At 45.4% G+C, this 22,003-nt stretch carries 21 protein-coding genes and 1 pseudogene; 17 read left to right on the top strand and 5 right to left on the bottom strand.

Annotated features, from left to right (window positions below):
• Positions 1-9: 9 nt before the first annotated feature.
• The 9 genes from IFU39_RS10730 (at position 10) to IFU39_RS10690 (ending at position 7,400) form a co-directional block, all read left to right on the top strand.
• On the top strand, positions 10-990 hold the full coding sequence (locus tag IFU39_RS10730) for an ABC transporter substrate-binding protein (RefSeq protein ID WP_192132507.1): 981 nt from the start codon (positions 10-12) through the stop codon (positions 988-990).
• Positions 991-1,803: a hypothetical protein gene (locus tag IFU39_RS10725; protein ID WP_105598083.1), complete on the top strand. Its 813-nt coding sequence runs from the start codon at positions 991-993 to the stop codon at positions 1,801-1,803.
• 235 nt (positions 1,804-2,038) lie between these two features.
• On the top strand, positions 2,039-2,560 hold the full coding sequence (locus tag IFU39_RS10720) for a TetR/AcrR family transcriptional regulator (RefSeq protein ID WP_105598084.1): 522 nt from the start codon (positions 2,039-2,041) through the stop codon (positions 2,558-2,560).
• 119 nt (positions 2,561-2,679) lie between these two features.
• Positions 2,680-3,633 (top strand): NAD-dependent epimerase/dehydratase family protein, encoded by a 954-nt coding sequence (locus IFU39_RS10715; RefSeq protein ID WP_192132564.1) that lies wholly within the window; start codon positions 2,680-2,682, stop codon positions 3,631-3,633.
• Positions 3,634-3,983: 350 nt separating this feature from the next.
• Positions 3,984-4,418, top strand: coding sequence for a hypothetical protein (locus IFU39_RS10710; protein WP_192132505.1), 435 nt, complete (start codon positions 3,984-3,986; stop codon positions 4,416-4,418).
• A 35-nt stretch (positions 4,419-4,453) separates the two neighbouring features.
• Entirely contained in the window at positions 4,454-4,678 is a 225-nt protein-coding gene (locus IFU39_RS33400) for a hypothetical protein (protein WP_192132503.1), read from the top strand.
• A gap of 111 nt (positions 4,679-4,789) precedes the next feature.
• Positions 4,790-5,029: a DUF896 domain-containing protein gene (locus IFU39_RS10700; protein ID WP_192132501.1), complete on the top strand. Its 240-nt coding sequence runs from the start codon at positions 4,790-4,792 to the stop codon at positions 5,027-5,029.
• Between the two features lie 320 nt (positions 5,030-5,349).
• Positions 5,350-6,780, top strand: coding sequence for an NAD(P)-binding domain-containing protein (locus IFU39_RS10695; RefSeq protein ID WP_192132500.1), 1,431 nt, complete (start codon positions 5,350-5,352; stop codon positions 6,778-6,780).
• A gap of 203 nt (positions 6,781-6,983) precedes the next feature.
• Entirely contained in the window at positions 6,984-7,400 is a 417-nt protein-coding gene (locus IFU39_RS10690) for a hypothetical protein (RefSeq protein ID WP_206759553.1), read from the top strand.
• 148 nt (positions 7,401-7,548) lie between these two features.
• Here the strand turns inward: IFU39_RS10690 and IFU39_RS10685 are convergent, their stop codons facing one another.
• Complete coding sequence (locus IFU39_RS10685; RefSeq protein ID WP_192132496.1) at positions 7,549-8,232, bottom strand: G1 family glutamic endopeptidase; 684 nt, start codon at positions 8,230-8,232, stop codon at positions 7,549-7,551.
• Positions 8,233-8,423: 191 nt separating this feature from the next.
• Between IFU39_RS10685 and IFU39_RS10680 the strand changes: the two genes are divergently transcribed.
• The 4 genes from IFU39_RS10680 (at position 8,424) to IFU39_RS10665 (ending at position 13,130) form a co-directional block, all read left to right on the top strand.
• Positions 8,424-9,170 (top strand): DeoR/GlpR family DNA-binding transcription regulator, encoded by a 747-nt coding sequence (locus tag IFU39_RS10680; protein ID WP_017689448.1) that lies wholly within the window; start codon positions 8,424-8,426, stop codon positions 9,168-9,170.
• 2 nt (positions 9,171-9,172) lie between these two features.
• Complete coding sequence (gene pfkB / locus IFU39_RS10675; RefSeq protein ID WP_192132494.1) at positions 9,173-10,084, top strand: 1-phosphofructokinase; 912 nt, start codon at positions 9,173-9,175, stop codon at positions 10,082-10,084.
• 90 nt (positions 10,085-10,174) lie between these two features.
• Entirely contained in the window at positions 10,175-12,142 is a 1,968-nt protein-coding gene (locus IFU39_RS10670; protein ID WP_192132492.1) for a PTS fructose transporter subunit IIABC, read from the top strand.
• Between the two features lie 199 nt (positions 12,143-12,341).
• On the top strand, positions 12,342-13,130 hold the full coding sequence (locus tag IFU39_RS10665) for a class I SAM-dependent methyltransferase (protein ID WP_192132490.1): 789 nt from the start codon (positions 12,342-12,344) through the stop codon (positions 13,128-13,130).
• A gap of 142 nt (positions 13,131-13,272) precedes the next feature.
• Here IFU39_RS10665 and IFU39_RS10660 read toward each other — a convergent pair.
• From IFU39_RS10660 to IFU39_RS10645, 4 genes and pseudogenes are all read right to left on the bottom strand, one after another.
• Positions 13,273-14,412 (bottom strand): annotated as a pseudogene (locus tag IFU39_RS10660) (zinc-dependent alcohol dehydrogenase).
• A gap of 79 nt (positions 14,413-14,491) precedes the next feature.
• On the bottom strand, positions 14,492-15,655 hold the full coding sequence (locus IFU39_RS10655; protein ID WP_091017597.1) for an oxalate decarboxylase family bicupin: 1,164 nt from the start codon (positions 15,653-15,655) through the stop codon (positions 14,492-14,494).
• A 170-nt stretch (positions 15,656-15,825) separates the two neighbouring features.
• Positions 15,826-15,945 (bottom strand): FCD domain-containing protein, encoded by a 120-nt coding sequence (locus tag IFU39_RS32885; RefSeq protein WP_192132562.1) that lies wholly within the window; start codon positions 15,943-15,945, stop codon positions 15,826-15,828.
• Between the two features lie 43 nt (positions 15,946-15,988).
• Positions 15,989-16,867 (bottom strand): SDR family NAD(P)-dependent oxidoreductase, encoded by an 879-nt coding sequence (locus tag IFU39_RS10645; protein ID WP_091017595.1) that lies wholly within the window; start codon positions 16,865-16,867, stop codon positions 15,989-15,991.
• A 172-nt stretch (positions 16,868-17,039) separates the two neighbouring features.
• Between IFU39_RS10645 and IFU39_RS10640 the strand changes: the two genes are divergently transcribed.
• From IFU39_RS10640 to IFU39_RS10625, 4 genes are all read left to right on the top strand, one after another.
• Complete coding sequence (locus IFU39_RS10640) at positions 17,040-17,474, top strand: MerR family transcriptional regulator (protein ID WP_047842344.1); 435 nt, start codon at positions 17,040-17,042, stop codon at positions 17,472-17,474.
• A 244-nt stretch (positions 17,475-17,718) separates the two neighbouring features.
• A complete protein-coding gene (locus tag IFU39_RS10635) occupies positions 17,719-20,322 on the top strand; it encodes a tetratricopeptide repeat protein (protein ID WP_192132488.1) in 2,604 nt (867 codons plus the stop codon).
• Entirely contained in the window at positions 20,306-20,989 is a 684-nt protein-coding gene (locus tag IFU39_RS10630; RefSeq protein ID WP_179198561.1) for a DUF1266 domain-containing protein, read from the top strand. The genes IFU39_RS10635 and IFU39_RS10630 overlap by 17 nt, the downstream gene beginning before the upstream one ends.
• Positions 20,990-20,993: 4 nt before the next feature.
• A complete protein-coding gene (locus IFU39_RS10625) occupies positions 20,994-21,896 on the top strand; it encodes a LysR family transcriptional regulator (protein ID WP_192132486.1) in 903 nt (300 codons plus the stop codon).
• The last annotated feature ends 107 nt before the right edge of the window (positions 21,897-22,003 follow it).

Genomic DNA, 22,003 nt, shown 5'->3' with positions numbered 1-22,003 from the left:
TTACTACAAATGGTAAGACAGAGAGCAGCAACGATGATACTGTTGGCCCTGCTTGTGCTCGTTCTGACGGCATGTAGCAAGGCATCAGAAGTAACGGAAGCAACGCCTCCGCAACAGGATACACCTGTGGAAGAGAGTGGTACGCAAACGATTGAGCATCTTAAAGGAACAGCGGTTGTACCGCAAAAGATAGAGCGTATGGTGGTATTATCTGCTGCTTACATCGATCACATGTTGACGATTGGTGAGAAACCAGCAGGCGTTAATGTAGAAGTTCGTTACGGAGGAGATTATTTGCCTTACCTTGCAGATCAGCTTGCCGGCGTTCCAACGGTAGGGTCGGCAGATAGTCCTAACCTGGAGGCTATCCTTCAGATTGATCCGGATGTCATCGTTATTGAGAGTCGAACTGCGGAGAGTATGTATGATCAGTTGGAGAAAATCGCTCCGACGATTGTACTTGGTACTGAATGGCTGGATTATGCTGATGATACAACCTATTGGACACAGGATCTGTTGACCATTGCCGGGATGTACAACAAAGTGGATCTGGCAAAAGAAAAGATAGCCGAGGTAGAGCAGCAAGCGAAGCAATTAAAAGCGAAGATCGAACAACTGGATCAAAAAAAGTTGGCTTATCTGCGTGTAAGAGAGAAGACCTTGCAAATATACGCGGCAAAAGGGCATCCAACCAACACACTTTTATATGATGATCTTGGATTTGTGCCAACGATTGTGACACCTGCCGAACAACGTGAGGATTTATCCATGGAGAAAATAGCAGATGTGGATGCTGATTTTGTAATTCTGGAGATTGACCCGAATGCCGATGAGTATTTAAACAACATCAATGCAAGCTCACTTTGGAAGGGAGTACCGGCTGTTGGTGCAGATCAGGTCTATACGACAGACTCGTTCTGGTTGTTTAAGGGCTGGGGAGCGATTGGGCGAAGCGAGATTATCAACGAAGTTGAAGAGATGATTCAATAGATGAGACGTTATCCAAGACATGACTATTTAGAGATGTCGGAAGCGTTACAGCAATTTTTTGTGACGACGATCCGAGTGGACTGCGATGATTCCAAGTATCCTTTCCGTGTGAAGGATCTGCTGAATGAAGAGAAACGAAACTTGATATTGCGTGAACAGGCTATGCAGCAAGGGCTTCAACTGGGAGGCAAAGGAAGTGTGGCCGTTGGTACACTTTTTGCTAAGCGTTACTCCGTATTTGTTATGTCCGTAATCTCAGCATTCAGTCTATACGATACGATACTTAGCATTGCAGACGATGATGTGCGGTTTGAATTGAATGGAGCAGGTGGCATGCGATATGAGACTCGGCTGAAGAGCTCCTTTCTGGAGGGTGGAGATCCTGTTCAGCGCAGATCAGAGAGCGGCTTGCTCAAGAAGAGAATGCTGTTACATCTGGAACCCGTTCTGCGAGCAGTAGCCGTTAGTACAGGAGCGAGCGATAAGGTAATGTGGTCTCTAGTTGCCCATAATGTGCAACAATTGTATGAACGAATGATCAATGATCAGAGCATATGGAAGACGGATCAGCGGCTTGAACAGATCAAGGAAGATCAAAGCCTATGGTTTGACGAACAAAATGAAAATGCATTTACATTTGCCATGAAGCTGAATCGCTTTGATCACCCCGAGTGGCAAGGACCGCCGTTCTTGATACGTCGATATTGTTGTTTGGCTTATCAAGTTGGAGACGGCAGTCATACACATGGTTATTGCAACAGTTGTCCGAAGCTGGATTCGGATTCCCGATTGAGCAAACTTCTCCAGCAGTGAACAGACACTCTTGTACCGTATGGTACGAATCTGTTTCAGACAATCCATGTTCTCTTCGGTTTCCAATGGGTAGAATCTAGGATCAACAAGCTACACAACCTGCAGCGGCTTGAGCCAGCGTCTGCGGGTTTGTTGGCTTTGTACAGGGTCACGATACCTTTGCATTGAGGGATAGTATTCGTTATACTACAAGCTATTGATCAATTAATCACTAACTATTGGAGGACGAATTACCATGGCTAAAGATACAGCAGCGTCGGTTAACCGGCGAAATGATATTATCTCTGCAGCAATTGACGTCTTCGCGGAAATTGGCTATTATCGTGCGACTACAGCCCAGGTGGCTGAACGGGCACAGATCTCACAGCCGTATATATTTCGTTTTTTCAAAACAAAAGAAGCTTTATTATTAACTGCAATTGAGGTCTCATGGACACGGGTGATTGATTCGTTTCGAATTGTGGTTGAGACGGCGACGCCAGATCAGTTGGAACATGATCTAATTGAAGCCTATGATAAGATTCTGGAATCGCACAAGAGCGAAATCTTACTTCAGATGCAGGCGCAAACGATCCGGGAGGAAGTCATTCGTCAGGCCATGCAAAAAGGCATTAGTGATGTACGAAGCATGGTACTGGAAGCTTTCACCGTTGCAGGAATTGCTGAACCGCTAAAAAGAACCATGATTTTTCTGGCAATCGGGATGTTGTGTAATGTATCTAATGCACTGGATATGCCGGAGCTGAAGGAGCGATAGAGAGGGAGGAAAAATCCCTTTTTGAATTTTAGTTATTGATCAATCACTAAATATGGGTTATATTGTTTTCAGATAAGTAATTGATCAATCACTAAATGGATGAAAGAGGTCGATGTATGATGAAAAGAGCTATTGTGATTGGAGCCACAGGTGGAACAGGTGCAGCAATTACGGAAGAATTGATTAGACGGGGTATTTTTACAATTGCATTTGGGCGATCCCGTCAAAAACTGGAGCAACTTGCGGTAAAGTTGGGATCTCCAGATCACCTGCAAATCGCAGTGGGAGATGCATTTCGGTCGGATGATATTATCGCTGCTTCCCTAGAAACGGATGTCATGTTTCATTGTGCGAATGTCCCGTATAACGAGATGGAAAGCAGGCTAATTCCGCTGGGCGAATCCGTGATGGCGGCGGCAGAACACTTGGGTCTTAACGTGGTTGTAATAGACGGAATCTACCCTTATGGTAGAAGACAAATGAGCGAGGTAACGGAAGAACATCCGAAGCAGCCACATACCCGAAAAGGCAAGACACGACTTGCCTATGAACAGATGTTATTCAGCACAAGATGGAGCAGAGCTCAGGTGATGATTGTTCGCTTGCCAGACTATTATGGCCCATCGGCTAATCAAGCTTCCTATCTGGGTTCAACCCTTGAAGCGATAGCAAAAAGTAAGATGGCTTTTTTTATCGGAAATATGAAGGTACCCAGAGAGTACATCTATTTACCGGATGCTGCAGTCATGGTGGTGGAGCTGGCTAGCAGAGAGATGACGTATGGACAGAATTGGAACATTCCTGGATCGGGGATCATCTCGGGTCATGACATCGTGCGATTGGCACAGAAGGCTGCGGGAAGAAACAAACCTGTGATGGCGTTAGGAAAAATAGGGTTGTCGTTAATTGGACTAGGTGTACCCGTTATGAAAGAAATTGTAGAAATGTTATATCTGACGGAGGAACCCCTGATCTTGAGTAGACAGAAATATGAGGAACGGATTGGCCCGGTTGTGGCAACATCTTTTGAAGAAGGAATTGCGTTGACGATTAAGGAGTTGCAGGGGGAGTAGAGGGGAATATATTTTTTAGAGAAAAGTAATTGATTGATCACTAACCGTGAAGGTTTTATAGGTATATTGAATAGGGGCGCACAAAGCTAGTCCAGGGCATAGAGTGTACTATTGTAAAATGCGGGGATTTGACGTGGTGTACAAGGAGGGGGGATTCTCTTGTGAGCGGTATATCCAAAAGGAAACGCAAAATTTCCTCAATCAGTACAGGTAAACGGAAAGCAAAAAAATCAAAAAAGCACTCTATCCCAAAGAAGAAGAGTAAGTCTTGTAAGAAAAGCAGACGTAAATGCAAAAAAAAGAAAAGCCACAGGATTCCTTTCCTTCGCGGCCCACGGGGTTATCGGGGAATGAGAGGATTCACTGGAGCAACAGGCGCTACTGGGTTAACCGGAGATCCTGGGTATCCCCGCATATGGGGAGCAACCAGTTTAATAGGACGGACCGGAGTAACTGGAACCACGGGAAGTACCGGAATAACTGGAGTCACAGGTGCAAAAGGAGCTACCGGACTGACTGGTGTCACTGGGGAAACGGGTCTAACAGGATTCACAGGCGCGATGGGACCGACTGGATCGACTGGGGCGACAGGAGCAACCGGAATTACAGGTATCTCGGGAGCGACTGGCGTAACCGGAACGACAGATGTTACTGGAGAAACAGGGTTCACAGGACTGACGGGAGTGACCGGGGCCACTGGTGTTGCTGGGGAGACCGGTCTAACAGGGAACACAGGTGTAACGGGATCTACCGGTTTGACTGGTCCAACAGGAGAGACAGGCTAACAGGTATAACTGGAGCTATTGGAAGTACGGGTACGATGGGAATAACTGGTGTTACAGGTGCAACCGGAGTTAGTGGCATAACAGGAATTGCTGGTGTAACTGGCACGACAGGACTCACCGGGGCGTTGGCGGTAGAAGTGGCATTGAATGCGGGAGATGTGATTGGACTGTTCTATGCTGCTAACGGGCTAACGGTTACGTTGAACATGGGCAGTGGTTCTACAAATGGCATTGTGTGGTCTGTGCATGAGATCACCTAAAAAATTCTCAACGGGTGGAGCCTATGGACAAATTCGTAAAATTGTAATAAGTTAGTTTGAAGATATTCGAAATATCTTTTGGAAATTGGACTAACAAGTGAGGTGGATTGCATGATTCCTATTTTGGGACGCATTAACGAATTAAGTCGAAAACAACGCAGCAGCGTCGGACTGACGAAAGCAGAAAAAGGCGAGCAGCAGGAGCTTAGAAAACAATATTTGCAGGCTATTCGAGGTCAGGTACTGACAACCATGCTGGCAGTATCCGTTGTGGACCCGCTGGGTCATGATGTGACCCCTGAGAAATTAACCAATGAAAAATTGCAGCGCCGTGAACAGGCCGGCCAATAGCATTCCTTTAATAAGACAGACCAAGGTTACATCTTGGTCTGTCTTTTTTTTCTGTAAAGCATCCGTTCAGCAGGAACTGCATCAATAATCCAATTTAGGTTTCGTGCGAATTAACAAGCATGTCAGTTATTTTTAGTGTTGGTGACAATAAAGCTGCCGCGAACTTCAAATCATCTCTGATAACTCATATAATAACGCTAATATATTTTAGGAATACAAGATGAAATCACAATTCTCCTCAATATAACTCACAACAATATCACATCCAATAATCAAAGAAAGAATAGTTCATATATGTATCTCGAAAGGGTTGATGAATCATGAGCCTGGAAGCTTTGAATGAACGTGTGAAGAATGATCTGACTTATTTGTCATTTGGTAGCGCGAACTGGGTACGTCCAAGAGAACATGCAGATGGTCGTGTTTATGATGTCGTCATTGTGGGTGGAGGCCAGAGTGGATTAGGGGCGGCATTTGGACTTCTTCGTGAACGGATCTCCAATATTGTCGTCATTGACGAGAATGCATCAGGGCTTGAGGGACCTTGGGAGACTTATGCACGTATGGTAACTTTGCGCACACCCAAGCATCTGACTTCCATCGATTTGGGTATACCCTCGTTAACCTTTCGCTCATGGTGGGAAGCACAGGTTGGGCCCGAAGGTTGGGAAGAGGTAGACAAGATCCCGCGTGGAGACTGGATGAATTATTTGCGCTGGTATCGGGAAGTATTGAAGCTGCCTGTGCTTAATGAGGTGAAATTGACGCTGGTTGAGCCTATGGAGAACGGAATACATCGACTTCATGTGAACAAGGCAGGAAATCAGATGGATGTTATACTTGCTCGCAAAGTCGTGTTTGCTACGGGAATACAAGGTGGTGGAGAGTGGCATGTGCCATCCATGATTGCCGATAGATTACCTCGGGATCGGTATGCCCATACGTCTGAAGCGATTGATTTTGATCGGTTAAAAGGTAAAAGAATTGCTGTACTTGGCGGCGGTGCTTCTGCATTCGATAATGCCAGTTATGCCCTTGCCACCGGTGTGGCGGAGGCTCATGTATTTGTACGGCGGGAACAACTGCCAAGTATTAATCCCATTCGTCAAATGGAACAATCCGGTATGATCGAGCGATACCATGCTCTTCCGGTTGCTGATAAATATGAAGTGATCTCTCATTTCTTCAAATTCAATCAACCCCCAACCAATGATACGTTTAATCGTGCGGCAGCCTGGCCTGGTTTCGAGTTGCATCTGAACGCTCCATGGCTGAGTGTGGAAGCGACGGAGCAAGGCGCGATTGTGCACACGGCAAAGGGAGCATTTACGTTTGATTTTCTAATTATTAGCACAGGTTTGCTTAGTGATCCGGCACTCCGTCCTGAACTGAAGCTTGTGGAGCCATACATCGCGCGCTGGAAGGACTGTTACCAGGCTCCGCCAGAGCATCGCAATGCATTGCTGGATGCACATCCTTACCTGAGTTCCGGGTTTGCAATGACAAGCAGGAGTGAACAAGGTGAGAAACCGTTGCACGGACTGTTTGTATTTAATTACTCTGCACTTGCCAGCTGCGGTCTGTCGGCATCGGCAATATCGGGGACCAAGAGTGCGGTGCCCAAACTGGTCACTGCCATAGCGGATCAATTGTTCCTCGATGATCGGGAGATTATTTTGCAGCAATTCTATGCGTATGAAGAACAGGAATTTACGGCTACATGGGTGAAAAGTGGTGCTCTCGCTGAGTAATTGCACTCTATAATATTGCGAACGTGTGGCATCTGATGCTGCACGTTTTTTTGTTTTTCATATGATGAAGGTTACACTTGCCTTTAATTTGTTGTAAAATGTCGGTTGGAACATGTTAAAGGCAGGGATAATAGATGAATGAAATGAACTATGAACAATTTAGAGCCCATTTGAAGAAAGCGTCGCGTAAACGAAATGTACCTTTGATTAAGATCGTAGCATTTCAAGAGAAATACATGAAGATTGAAGAAGTTCAATTTTACGATGTGGAACAAAATCATATGAGTGTTCGGGCCTGCAATACGTTGTGGATGCATCTGGAGAATAAATCTTTCCGTAATATGGTGTCCCAACATTTGCAATTTTATAGAGATATGGAGAACCTGGGTCGGCATTCCTTTGAGAATCTGATCAAAGAACTATATGATACGTCTGTTCCTGTGCTGCTCGATTACAATCCCGCTCATTATTACACCTCGGGACAACTCGCTGAGATTCTGGTCATGGACGAGGAGAGGCTGATTGAACAATTGGAGATGGGCCGCTTCAAAGGGGCTTTTATTAATGAGGATGGCAAATGGCTTAAACCAAAACCAGATGAAATGGTTGTAGAGCCATAAACGCCATACATTTCCCATGTAAAAGCAAAATCCTGCAACGCCACGCATCAAGCGCTGGAGGCTGCAGGATTTTTGATGGAGATACAAGGGCCGCGAAATACCAACTACAAGAACATGAAGTAAATAACTTCATTCAATCGTTGAATACTCAAGTGTTGCGACGAACTGTAAATCCATCTTTGCACCGATTAGGGGCGCCAGGGATTGAGACGATACCTCGTCCTTGGACCATAATCCCTTTTTGAGGGGTACAAAAAGCAGGAGACTGTCCATTCAATCGGCACATGTTGAAGGTTACGGGGGTAAGCCGTGCCATGGAGGCAATGGAGCTCCCTACAGTGGGGGCTTCAACAATCCACTCCGCAGAGGACTGCGGACCCGAATAATACTGAATGGTGCGGAAAGTCCAGCCTAGCGTTAGATTAGAGAGAGTAATGCACCAGGTTTTGGGTGTTAGTTTGGCGATGACTGCCCGAATGCGATGACCAGGGGCAACGGGATGTGGAATGATGGTCTCGGCGTCAGGAAGGATCTCCCACCAGGCATAATAGCTGGGCTTGCCTTGAATCCAGTCGTGACCTGTTCCGGTCTGAATGAGACTGCTGTTCTCGAAACCATCAATTCCAATCCATGCGGATGAATATGTGTTACGTGTACTAGGTAGAACGTAGGGGACAGTCCATTCCGCTGAGATGCGACGGTATTGGTTCTGTGTTCCTGTGCGAGCATAACCGCTCCAATTGGAGGAGATCCATCCAAAACGAGGAGAGGAAACCTTCTTTTTCTGATGCAGGGCGCAAGGTTTGCGACGTTTGTGTGGGTGGTCTGTCATCAGGTCACCACCTTCGATAAAATAGGGACTAGATTATCAGATGCGCGTTCAGGAGTCAGGGAAAGGGACAATTGGACAAGAAAATAAGTCGAAAGATGCGATTTTTTTTGAATGTTTTTAAATTATTTTGAATGAAAGTGGTTGTTTTTTGAGTGAATTATGATACTATAGAAGCAGTTGGAGGAATGAAGATGCTGACTGAAGAACGATATGCTGCAATTATAGAGCGCTTACATTTACAGGGAATTGTGAAATTGCAAGAGCTTGTTGATGTGTTGGGTGCTTCTGAATCAACGATTAGGCGTGACTTGATCGATCTGGAGAGTCGTCAGATGCTCAAACGCATCCACGGCGGTGCCGCACTGGTGAATGAAAAAACGCTGGAACCGGGCATGGAAGAAAAAACGTTCAAAAACATTCAACAAAAAACGACGATTGCCCGTTTGGCTGCACAGGAGATCGAAAATGGCGAATGCATTTATCTGGATGCAGGAACGACAACGTTAGCCATGATTCCTTTTATTGAAGCTAAAGACGTAACGGTTGTTACCAACGGACTTTCACATGTTGAGGCTTTGGTAAGCAAGCGTATTCGCAGTTATTTGCTCGGAGGTATGATGAAAATTCATACAAAAGCAGTCATTGGCAGTATCGCATTACAGAACATGGATAATTTCCGTTTTGATAAATGTTTTCTTGGAAGCAACGGAGTTGATCCCGAAATGGGGTATACAACACCGGATCCGGAGGAAGCCTTGATTAAAAGGCGTGCACATCAATTGTCGGGAAAATCTTATGTGCTGGCTGATTCCAGCAAAATAGGGGAAATTACTTTTGCCAAATTGTTTGATTTGGAGGAGGCCGATTTGATTACTGAGCAGATGCCAGAACATTGGCGGCCTGGAATCGCCCAGAAAACTAAAATAATTGAGGGATAACGATGATATATACGATAACACTTAACCCGTCCATTGATTACATCGTGGAAGTGGATGAGCTGAAGCTTGGCGGATTGAATCGAATGAATCGGGATTTGAAGCTCCCTGGCGGCAAAGGCATTAATGTCTCTCGCATACTGAATCAACTTGGAGCAGATAACACGGCCATTGGTTTCCTTGGTGGATTTACTGGACGTTTCATTAATGACAAGTTGCAAGAAGATAACATTCGGACAGACTTTGTTACGATTACAGACGATACTCGCATTAACATCAAGTTGAAGCATGGAGAAGAGACAGAGATTAATGGTCTTGGACCTGCAATAAGTGCCGAAGAGGCCGAGCAGTTGCTTCACAAATTGTCTTCGTTGGAAAAAGGAGATATTGTCATTCTCTCCGGAAGTGTACCGCCTTCACTTGGAACGGATTTTTATGATCGTCTCATTAAAGTATGCAAGCAAACAGGTGCTGAATTTGTAATTGATACAACTGGCCCTGCGTTAATGGAAGCTCTTGAACATGCACCATTGCTGGTGAAGCCAAATCATCATGAATTGGCTGAACTGTTCGGTGTAACGATTGATACTCGCGAGGAACTGGTGTTATACGGGCGTAAGTTGCTGGAAGCCGGTGCTAAACATGTGTTGATCTCCATGGCAGGTGAGGGTGCGCTATTTATTACCAAAGCGGAAGTTCATCATGCAAATGTGCCAAAAGGCATTGTGAAAAACTCAGTTGGTGCAGGTGACTCCATGATTGGCGGATTCGTAGGTTCCTATGTACAGAGCGGAGATTTGCTGGAAGCTTTCCGCACAGGGGTTGCATCTGGAAGCGCAACTGCGTTCTCAGATGATCTGGCAACACGTGAATTGATTGATGAATTGCGTAATCAAGTAACCATTACGACGATTTAGCCTAACAGCCATATAAAAGGTTTTTACTGTAATTGTAATGTAGTGAGGCCTGCCTAGGCAGGCCGACTGAACTTAAGGGAGTGTACCAAGATGAGAATAACAGACTTGATGATCCAGGAAACGATGATCATGGACCTGCAAGCCTCAACCAAAGATGAGGCTATTGATGAACTAATTGCAAGCCTGAACCGAAGCGGACGAATCAATGATCCGGTCCTGTTCAAGGAAATGATCTATAAAAGAGAAGCTGAATCCAGCACGGGTATCGGTGGCGGAATTGCAATGCCACATGCCAAAACAACAGCAGTGAACGAACCAACAGTTGTATTTGCCAAGAGTAGAAAAGGGCTTGATTTTGAAGCGTTGGACGATCAGCCAGCTCATGTGTTCTTCATGATTGCGGCTCCAGAAGGCGCAGGTAATACCCATCTGCGTACGCTTGCAGCTCTTTCCAGGTTGTTGATTGATAGCGATTTCATCTCACAATTGATGAGTACAGATACACCTGCCGAAGTTAGTGCATTGTTTGATGCCAAACAGGTTGAAGCAGCTGAGAAGGAAGCAGCCAAAGAAAAAGCAAAAGCTGAAAAAGCAGCAAATGCCGCATCCACTTCTACTACTGGTCAGCAACAGAATACTTCTGGTGTGATTGTAGGTAATGCCAATTCGGAAGATTTTGTTGTTGCAGTTACAGCCTGTCCAACCGGTATAGCGCATACGTTTATGGCTGAGGATGCACTTAAAAAGAAAGCTCAGGAAATGGGCATTAATATTCGCGTAGAGACCAACGGTTCCGAAGGAGCACAGAATGTTCTCACTGCTGATGAGATCGCTCGTGCTAAAGGGGTTATCGTTGCCGCAGACAAAAATGTGGAGATGGCACGTTTCGATGGCAAACCGGTATTGCAAAGACCGGTGAGTGATGGAATCCGTAAATCCGAAGAGCTGATTCGCAAGGCCGTTAACGGTGATGCACCGATCTATCGCAGCCAAGGCGGAAATGCCAAGGAAGAGGGCGCAAGCGCTGGCAAAATCAGTGTAGGTAGCAAAATCTATAAAGATCTGATGAATGGTATCTCGCATATGCTGCCATTCGTTGTAGGTGGCGGTATTCTGCTAGCAATCTCCTTCTTGTTCGAACAGCTTGCTAGCCCTGAGAATCCGATTGTGCAACTGCTTCAAACGATCGGTGGCGGAACAGGTGCGTTCCACTTCCTGATTCCGGTACTTGCCGGATTTATCGCGATGAGTATTGGTGATCGCCCGGCCCTGATGCCTGGTATGGTCGGTGGATTGATGGCGGTTAACTCAAACGCCGGTTTCCTTGGTGGTTTGGCTGCCGGTTTCCTGGCGGGTTATGTCGTTATTGGTCTCCGTAAGTTGTTCAAAGGATTGCCAAAAGCGATTGATGGCTTGAAACCAATCTTGCTTTATCCGGTATTTGGCTTGCTGATCGTGGGTGCAATCAGTTTCTATGTCTTTGATCCAATCTTTGGTTCCCTGAACACTTGGCTTGTAGATGCACTTGGTAACTTGGGTACAGGTAATGCGGTATTGTTGGGCTTGTTGCTTGGCGGTATGATGTCCATCGATATGGGTGGACCGTTCAACAAAGCGGCTTACACGTTCGCTATCGGCGTATTCACATCCAGTGGTAACACAGACGGTGCATGGATGGCAGCGGTTATGGCAGGCGGTATGGTACCTCCTCTGGCGATTGCACTTGCAACAACGTTCTTCAAATCCAAATTTACGGAGCAAGAACGCAAATCAGGCCTGACTAACTATGTACTTGGATTCTCTTTCATTACAGAAGGTGCAATTCCATTTGCTGCGGCTGATCCATTGCGTGTATTGACTTCTTGTATTCTGGGTTCCGCTGTTGCTGGAGGATTGACACAACTGTGGAGCATTAATGTACCAGCTCCGCATGGAGGGATCTTTGTTGCAGCACTGGCGAACCACGCATTATTGTTCCTGCTCGCTGTTGCGATTGGTTCAGTGATCTCCGGTCTGATTCTGGGACTGTGGAAGAAGTCACCAACGCTTGTGAAGTAATAAATATAAAAAACATCTCCTGGGTGAAATTCACTTGGGGGATGTTTTTTATTTCAGCTTTTTTGTTAGGTAGTGGAAAGTTTCCTCCGGATTTGTGTAAAATGCTTATTTAGCTTTTACATTCATGTGTGGTAAAATAAATATAATTATATTTTGAAACTATGTTTCGTCTAATGAAACTTATGCAGGAGGAATTGGAATGTCTGATGTAATCAAAAGTCAGGTGCAGAAGCAGTTTGCGAAAAATGCAGGTAAATATGTGACGAGTTCGGGGCATGCCAGAGGTGAGGATCTCGCATTGCTCGTGGCTTCATCTCAAGCCACTCCGGATATGAACATGCTGGATATCGCCACTGGAGGAGGGCATGTCGCTAATGCATTGGCTCCACTTGTTCAGCGGGTGACAGCCCTCGATCTAACGGAAGAAATGCTTCAGGTAGCTGAAGCATTTATCCAGGGCAATGGACACCGTAATGTAGATTTTGTTGTCGGGGATGCAGAGAAGCTACCATTCGATGATGATATCTATGACCTTGTAACCTGCCGAATCGCTGCTCACCATTTTCCGGACGTTTCTTTGTTTGTTCATGAGGCATTACGCGTTATGAAGCCCGGTGGAAGGTTGTTATTCATTGACAACGTGGCACCTGAACGGGATGAGAATGACCAGTTTTACAATGAAGTAGAGAAGTGCCGAGATGCAAGCCATGTTCGAGCATGGCGCAAGACGGAATGGATTCATATGCTGGAGTACGCGGGCTTCCGAATGGAAATGATGGTTTCCTTCCAGAAGCGCTTTAAGTTTGAAGAGTGGTGTAACCGTGCGGCACTGCCGGAACGGGAGAGGAGGGAACTTGAAGCAAGTATGTTGAGTGCACCGTCCATCATCAGAAAATTTTTCGATTTTGAAGTGACAGCGAATGGGAAGCTCGATAGCTTCCAAGGAGAAAGTGTATATATCCAAGCGATTAAGCCGACTCATGTCTGATTCGATAGAGCAAACCATTAAGGTTAGCAGGTTATGAACGAGTAGAAGGATGAATGACAATAAAATAAATAAAACAAGCAGAGTACCTTGAACAGGTAGTTCTGCTTGTTTTATTCTGCAAATTTATAGTCAAAGCGACGGTTCAGGGTTTTAGTATAACTTTGGTACATTCGTCTTCATGATCGTTGAAAATGCGATACGCATCGCTTGCATTCTCTAGTGGAATCCGATGGGAGATGATCTCGGTTGGATCAAATTCACCAGCAGTGATTTTGCGGAACAATTCAGGCATGTAATGTATAACAGGAGCTTGTCCCATTTTAAGATTGATATTGCGTTCAAACAGATTGCCTAACGGAAACATGTTTTAGGAAGAGCCATATACACCCGTAAGTTGGAGTGTACCGAATTTGCGGATTGCTTTCATGCCGATTTCAATCGCACTCAGTGAACCGCCATGAAGTTTCAGCTTCTGTCCGATCTCCTCCAGCGTGGTTTTTTTACCATCCATACCTACACAGTCGATAACAACGTCGGTTCCGCCTTGTGTAATCTCGCGAATGTGCTCACCCATATCATCGTAATCTTCGAAATTAAAGATCTCTGCATCGTTCAAACGTTTGGCTTTCTCCAGTCGATAGGGCAGACGATCCACAGCAATAACGCGTTTGGCACCTTTCATCCAGGCGAACTTCTGCGTCATCAACCCAATGGGTCCGCTACCGAGTACAGTGACCGTATCTCCCGGTTTAACCCCGGCATTCTCGACGCTCCAGTAAGCGGTTGGAAGAACATCGGATAGGAACAATAAGGCTTCATCTTCCAGTTCACAGGATTCCGGAATCACAAACGGAGTGAAGTTCCCGTAGGGAACACGCAATAATTCCGCCTGACCTCCAGGGTGGTTTCCGTAACGCTCGGTGAACCCAAAATAACCACCTGTATGAATATCGGGATTGCCATTGGAATTATCGCATTGGCTCTCCATGTCATGATTGCAATAGAAGCATTCACCACAAGCGATGTTAAAAGGCAGGACCACACGGTCCCCCTTCTTCACACGTGTCACTTCAGGACCTACTTCTTCCACAATGCCCATCGGTTCATGACCGATAACGTAATCTTTGGCAGCAGGCAAGGCTCCCTGATAAATATGCAGATCCGATCCACATATAGCTGTAGAAGTAATACGAACGATAATGTCATCCTTCTGTTGCAGTTTGGGATCTTCAACCTCTTTGACTTGAATGTCCTTGATTCCCTGAAACGTAACGGCTCTCATCTTTCATATTCCTCCTTATATAGTGGGATTCTCTGACAATTACCCCATTTCAGCATAAATGATAGATATACATACTAAATTAAACGACAGGCCATTTTAATTTACGCAAGGCATTGAGCAACTCAGGCGGCGCATTCAGATTGTCACGGACCAGATCCCGCGGGGTTAACGCCATCCACTGATTCAGTGATACATCCTCAAATCGATCACTTCGGAATATCTCCAAAAACCATAAAGTGTCTGTGCCGGTATTTTGTATGTAGTGTCCCATTGCGACAGGAACATATCCGACATCCCCAGCCCGATAGTCAAATGTACGAGCAATGCCATTGCCTCCAAACACAGTCATTCTCCCTTGTCCTGTCAGATAATATTGCCATTCATCCGCATTGGGATGCCAGTGCAGCTCACGCATGGCGCCAGGTCGGATCTCAACGAGTGCTGCTGCAACGGTAGTTGAGATGGGGAAGTTAGTGGAGTCTACGATCCGCACGCTTCCGCCGGGTGTGATGAGCGGTTCTTGAGCCAGCAACCGGTGTTTGAATGTGAGAGGAACGGTACCATATGGCGACTGAACTTCCTGGCTCTCGATGGAACCCGGGACGGTATCTTGGAAAATGTAGACCTGTTCCTTCGGCATCGACTGAAAAGCGGATTCGGGCACGCCGAAATTGACAGACAATACCTCTGGTGGGGTATGGGCAAACCAATCCGATATGGATAATGTATTCAGATCGGAGAAGGACCCGTCATCAAACACAAGCAGAAATTCACAACCATCCTCCAGTCCCTGAATGGAATGGGGTAGACCTTTTGGGAAAAACCAGAGATCGCCAGGTCCGACATCCGCAATAAAATTACGTCCGTTCTGATCTACCGAAGTGATTCTTGCCGTTCCCCAGATCATATAAGCCCACTCAGATTGTTGGTGCCAGTGCAATTCTCGTACACCTCCCGGTGTCAGGCTCATGTTCACACCAGCCAGTGTAGTGGCAATAGGGAGATCCCGTACGGTGATTTCACGTGACCAACCCCCATGGTTCAATTGCATATGCGTATCGGAAAAAGACATTTTTAGATTGGGCAATAACCCGTTATCGGTTACCGGAGGTACCAGCATATCGGGGTTCTGTATATCTCTCATGACGTCTCTGGGTCCCAGATCAGGTCCTCCAGCGCCATCACTGCGAATGGGTTGCGGGATAATAAATGGTTTTTCGTTAGGTTGCTGTCCTTTGGTCATTGAGTGATCCCTCCAGATTCAGTGGCATGTCACACGCGACATGGTATCGTTATGTCTACACCTATGAATCAGGGCCTGGATAATATGAGGGACAAACGACAAAAAAGACATGACCGCATGCGGTCACGTCTTTACACGTAGTGAGAAGGTTGAATAATCCATGAATCCGGTTATCGAATCAGATGAAGGCAGAATTCCAGATCGGATTGAAGATGCTCTTTCATCAGTCGTTCGGCAGCCTGCCCGACATGTGCCTTGATCGCTTCACAAATCTGATGATGCTCTTCAATGAGGGAGGGGCGCTGATAATATAGTGCTCAACAACCATTATGATTAAGATGGGCTGGTTGTGGTCTTCCCAGACTGCGTTGTATGAAAATGCTGCTCGTAGATCTCGTTTACCCGATGGAGAACGGCAGGACCTTGCTCTGTGAAACGAAGTGCTGTCGCTTTATTTTTCACCAGAAATGTACCGGATTCATGTCTGCTGGGTGATAAAGCCGCACTGTAGAGCAATGAAGCACCATGACTTGGATGGGGAAAGAACCATCTCATAATAGGTTTGATATAGAAGGGCAGGCCGGATGTTTTGTTGCCCCTTAGCGTATTATTTCCACCGGGATCTACGCTTAGCAGTTGTATGCCATTCGCTTTGGCAGACTTGGCAACCTCACGTGTCCATAGAGATAGACCGAGCTTCGAAGTGGCATAGGGACCAAACAGCTTTTTGAATTCAGTTGGACGTTCCAGGATATTTAGATCAAATTGTTTGACCATACTGAACGCGGTGGTGGAAGTATTGACGACTGTTTTCATCTGTCCTTTGAGCAATAGCTCCACTAATTCCATGTAGATGATGTAAGGGACTACAGTTTGAAGTTCAAAGTGCAGTTCATGCCCCTGATCAGAGAAACGAAGCTCCGAAGCGCTGCCACCCGCATTGTTAAACAAGACATCAATTGAATCGGTATCGGATTTAATCTGATCCAGTGCAGTCCTCAGACTGTCGTAGTTGGTCAGATTAGCCTGAACCCAACGGAGCTGGCCTGAACGTAAGGCGTTCTGAATATCGGTATCCTCGGATGGGAAAGCAGAACGGTTGAGACCGATTACCTGCCATTCTTCAGCCAGTAACTTGCGTGTCAGTTCAAGACCAATTCCTGACGTTGAACCTGTGATGAGAGCGGTGCGAAGCTGATTTTGTATATTCATATATACCTCCAGATAGAATGGGATTACAGAACGAATCTGTATGCTGCGCTCATTCTATAACTTGGAGTCGACTCCAAGTCAAGGGGTGTTAGGGTGGAAGGGATCATGCTTGACTTGGAGTCAGCTCCAAGTTGTAATATGGAGAGAAATAAATATGGAGGAGGCCCATATGATGAGTGAGAATGAAGTATTCTCCATTAAAGAAACGTCAGAACAGGCCGGATTATCGGAAGATACAATTCGTTATTATGAGAAGATTGGGCTGCTTCCCCGAGCTGAACGCAAAGCCAATCGCCATCGGGTATATCGCTCGGAGGATATCCATACGATGAAGTTGATCACTTGCCTGAAAAAAACAGGGATGTCTCTGGAGGAAATGAAGCCTTATTTACAAATGTCCATGGATTCCGATCTCGCCGATTTCCCGGATGAACGGGAGATGCTTGTGAATCACCGGAAGAAAGTTGAAGCACAGATTGCTTCGCTACAACAAGTCGTTGATTTTATCGATGAGAAGTTGGAAAAACGAAGTATGTACCCTGATGAATGTCCTATTACCGGGGAGAACCAGATGTCTGTTTTTGAAAAACAGAACCTATTCTCTTGATGGCGCAGCTGCCTATTTGAATCCGAAAACCCACGTCATGATGACGCGGGTCTTTTTGCTGTTTCTAGCATTTAATATCGAGTGTATGGCCAGGTTATTAGATATCACTTTTTACGGAGAGGGTTGTCTGAAAAGAAGCTTAATGAAGCAGGGATATGATATATTAAAGAGCAATGTTACATTTTTTTGATAGCAACCACATCTGCAGATTGAGAAGAATTCCAGATAAGAGAGGAACGACAGCATGGATTACTGGGGAATACTTGGTATAGAGCCTACTGAAGATTTAAATGCGATTAGACGGGCTTATTCATTACGGTTAAAACAAAATCATCCAGAAGAGAATCCTGAAGGTTTCAAGGAACTTAGAGCAGCTTACGAGCAAGCTAGAGAGATTGCGTCAACAGGTTCAATTCAACCGATACATGTTGAGTCTGATGATGATCCTACTCACCACTTCACGGAAGATACGCAGGATTTAGCTCAAGGTATACATATCGAAGACTTACATATAACTCCTCCACAGCGGGAAGACCCGTTGCGTGAAGCTGTAAATCATTTTCTGGAGAGAACGATTAGACTTTATGAAGATTTTGACTCACGCATTCGTTACGATCTATGGGTGAACCTTGTAGAGGATGAGCAATTCTGGAGCATTCAGGTTCGGGAAAGACTACACAGCGAATTGTTAGATGTTTTGGCAGAACGAAGCTGGCTGCCTGGTATGGTTTGGAAATTATTAGATGATACGTTTGGCTGGATGGACAATGAACTGGAGTTAAGCGAGCGATTTTCTTCCTCGTTTCTAAATCACATTCGTTACCAAAGTCAAAGTTTATATGATTTGCAGCTTGAATATTTACACCAAGCGGCAGCAGCTGGTTTGGAGATCGACGATTATTTATATTTTCGTGAATTCGCAAGACGTGCACTCATTCATCAAGACTTGGACACAGCGCACGAGATGTTGGGCAAAGCTTACGCCATGTATGAACAAGACCCTGTGTTACTGCGCTTGATTGCGTTATATTCGATGAACGTTGAGGATTGGGAGACTGCGCTCCACATGTACTCCAGGCTTGCAGTTATACTATCGAATGAGCCTCAAATTCTCCGTCACTTGGCAGACATGTTACTGAAGTGTGGACATGTGGAAGAAGCGTTATCCATCAACATGCAGTTGTCGGAGGCAACTGAAGCGATGATCTATAGTCCTGCTTTATCATCTGCAGCGCAGTGTCTAATCCAGTTGGGTAGAAATAATGAAGCCATAGCCGTATATGAGGCAGCGTTAGAACGATTCCCAGCGGACTTGGAACTACGAACTCGTCTATGGCATGTACGGCATGAATATGAGCAAGAACGCATGACGATTTTGGAAGAGGAGCTTCAAAATGACAACCCTCCTGGAACGGAACAGATCGAGGAACTGATTGGGCTTTACCGTATAAGGAAACAATCAGACAAGGTAATATCCATGGTTGAAGGATTTGGATCAGAAGTACTGTTAAGCAGTAATGCTTGGTTTTTGGCTGCTCAAATGGCATACGATGTTGATCTAAAACTTGCTTTACACTACATTAATCAGTCTGTCAAAAGGGCTAAAGAAGAGGTCTTTGTTCACCAAGAGGCTTTGTACTTACGCATAAAGGTCAATTATAATCTAGATCATTATGAGGCAGTAATCTCAGACGGTCTTATTCTGAAAGAACACATGGCAGAAGAGCCGGGAGTTTATTTTTATCTCGGGGAATCCTATCGTATGCTTGAAGAATATGAACAGGCGATCTTGAACTATTTGCAGGCAAAAACATTAAATGGGGGCGCAGGCTACGAATTTGGATTAGCTTTCAGTTACTATAATTTAGAAAAGTATGATAAGGCTATAACGTGCTTTGAGACTTATATGAATGAAGGTAATGAAAGTGCTGATCTCTATCACTACCTTGGCATCTCGTATATGAATGTAGAGCGATTCGAGGATGCTGTTCAGTGTTTCCAAGCTTGTTTACGTATCGAGAGTTATCCGAGCACACTTTATCATCTATTTACAGCCTACAGAGGACAAGCCAAGATTGATCTTGCATTGTCTACCATTGAACAATATTTGGAGACTGGGGACACTGCGTATCAAAATGAAGCTCTTGGTGCAGCAGCGGATCTCCATTTTGATAGAAAGAACTGGACCACTGCTCATGATTTCTTCTTAGCGCTTCACAAAAAGATACCGGAGGTTTCTTTATTAACAAAAATGATTGCTGTTTGCCTCCTTGCGGATCGTAAGTTTGAGGAGGCAGCAAAATGGATTCTGAAGATTCAGGATCACGAGCCTAATAATCCGTGGGCGCTTTTACAGATGATTCGCATCTTTGCCGAACTCAAGCAGTGGGATGAGTTGGACAGCGCTATGGTGCATTATTATAAAACAGTAGAACCTGCCAAGATTGATGGTTACAGCTATTATTATGGGGGCTTACATCTATATCAGGCACGTAAATACGATGTCGCTCGCAAAATGTTGACCCGAGCTTACGAGTTTGGTTTGCGGGGGGATACATGCAGTTTACTGAGTTTATCCTATATGCATCTTGGTCAAGGAGAGTTGGCACTTGTGTATGCCAGAGAGGCTGTGGCAGACCGGCCTGATCATCCGGATTACCTTGCACGTCTGCAGGATATGGAAGAGCGTCTGAGTCAACGGGGAGCCTGGTTTAATAAGCTGAAGTTCAATATATTCCAGATGGGATTGAAACAAACGGTACCACTTCAATTCCCTGATCTTTTGAATGATGAAGAGCTCAGACCGTATTATAACGTGGAGGTATTCAACGATGTATTCTTTGCTTGATGCAAGACAACAGTGGACACTGGCAGCGGGAGCTATTTTACTTGAGGCAAATGCTTTGGAATTCGCCACAGGGTATGATATTGAACGATTGGATGGGAAAAGGGAAGGCATCATTGAAATGTTTGGTCGAGCATGGAGTATTCGGGACGAGCAGTCATTTCATCAGCAAATGGAAAGTTTTCGAGAAGGAAGCGGGCACCATGATAAATTTGATCAACGCAGGGCGTTATTGTCTGTAATGACTCATCAGGAGCAGGAAAACTACATCCTTGGTTTGGAGGATGAGACGATCAGAACCCAATTGAGGGCCATCCAACTCTATGACAGTCGCCTGAATGCGGCAAGCATCAGCGCCTGGGACTGGGGAAGAGCCATATCAATTACACGGATGGCGATGCAGGTCGGTTATGTAGATGAGAAGACAGCATGGACTTTTATGTATGAAATGGCGCAGCGGATTCAAAAAGCGTATTCAAGTTGGACGGAATTCGGACTTGCCTATCTCATAGGACGTCAGTATGGGTATGAAGAATTGGAGACGGAGTCAGCCCTGGAGCACTTTTCGCTTGTAGAGCATTTGTTCGAACGGGCAGACAGTCCATGGAATGTACTTCCGTGGGAAGAAGCAACTGTTGGTCTGCCTGTTGAACCAGAAAGAGAGGGATAAGACCTTGACCCTACAACAATTAAAATATGTAATTGAAGTTGCCACACGCGGCTCTATGAATGAAGCGGCCAAACGCCTGTTTATCTCGCAACCCAGCCTTTCGAATGCCATTCGGGATCTGGAGCAGGAGTTGCAAATTACCATTTTTGAACGTACCAATAAGGGAATATCTTTGTCTAAAGAAGGCGTTGAGTTTCTAAGCTACGCACGTCAGGTGGTAGAACAAGCTGAGTTGCTGGAGAATCGTTATCTGAACGCCAAGCCATCTCCGCAGCATTTCTCTGTATCGACACAGCATTATGCGTTTGCGGTGAATGCCTTTGTTCGTCTGGTACAGCAGTATGGTCAGGATGAATACGAGTTGGCACTTCGGGAGACAAAGACCTACGAGATTATTCAGGACGTGAAAAGCCTGCGCAGTGAAATTGGCATCCTGTATTTGAATGAGTTCAATGCCAAGGTGATTAACAAATTGTTAAAAGATGCGGGGCTGGTTTTCACCAGCTTGTTCACAGCCAAGCCCCATATCTTTATCAGTGTGAAGAACCCACTGGCGAAACAAGAGTCAGTTGCAATCGAGCAACTGCAGGATTATCCGTACTTGTCATTTGATCAGGGTGAGTACAATTCCTTTCATTTTTCCGAAGAGATCCTAAGTACGTTATCTCACCCCAAAAGCATACAGGTCAATGACCGCGCAACATTGTTTAACCTATTGATTGGTCTGAATGGTTATACGATCTCTACGGGTGTACTTAGCGCTGATCTGAATGGAGACGAGATCATTCCTGTACCGCTGGAATGTGAGGAATCCATTAATGTAGGGTGGATAAGCCACAAGAGCACTTCTCTCTCCAATCTGGGCGTGGAATATGTCCAGGCTCTGCATGAGGCCATAGGGTCTTAGAAGTGTTAGATGGTTCATCAAAAGGCCGTTTCCGTATGAGTCGGAACGGTTTTTTTGTTGTACTATGACCTTTCAAGTATATAGGGTGGAATGTTGTCATCCCGTGT

The sequence above is a fragment of the Paenibacillus sp. CFBP 13594 genome (assembly GCF_014842675.1).
Taxonomy (GTDB): domain Bacteria; phylum Bacillota; class Bacilli; order Paenibacillales; family Paenibacillaceae; genus Paenibacillus; species Paenibacillus amylolyticus_B.
This window is presented reverse-complemented; position numbering and strand designations above follow the sequence as displayed.